Genomic DNA, 286 nt, shown 5'->3' on the forward strand with positions numbered 1-286 from the left:
CGGGACCTCGGCGAAGGCGACGAAGGCCGCCGCCGTGGTGATCTCGAAGAAGGTGATCGGGAGGCCGGCGTTGGCCGCCTCGACGCGGTCGAGCGCATCGGCCAGGTGGTCGTCGGTGATCAGGGCTCCCGCCAGGCGGATCCGTTCGGCGAAACGGACCAGATGCGGCGAGGTGAAGACGTGGACCCTGAGGCACGCCGCCTCGGCCATGGCCCGGAGCTAGGCGACCGTCGAGCCCTTGCCGTTGGTGCCGGCCACGTGGATCACCGGCGGCAGGCGGTCCTGG

1 pseudogene is annotated in these 286 nt (G+C 71.7%); it reads right to left on the reverse strand.

The annotated features are described in order from the left end of the window. Positions 1-286 (reverse strand): annotated as a pseudogene (locus EIK80_RS25695) (bifunctional folylpolyglutamate synthase/dihydrofolate synthase); the annotation flags it as partial.

It is taken from the genome of Caulobacter sp. 602-1, from assembly GCF_003931565.1.
In the GTDB taxonomy this organism is placed as follows: Bacteria; Pseudomonadota; Alphaproteobacteria; order Caulobacterales; family Caulobacteraceae; genus Caulobacter.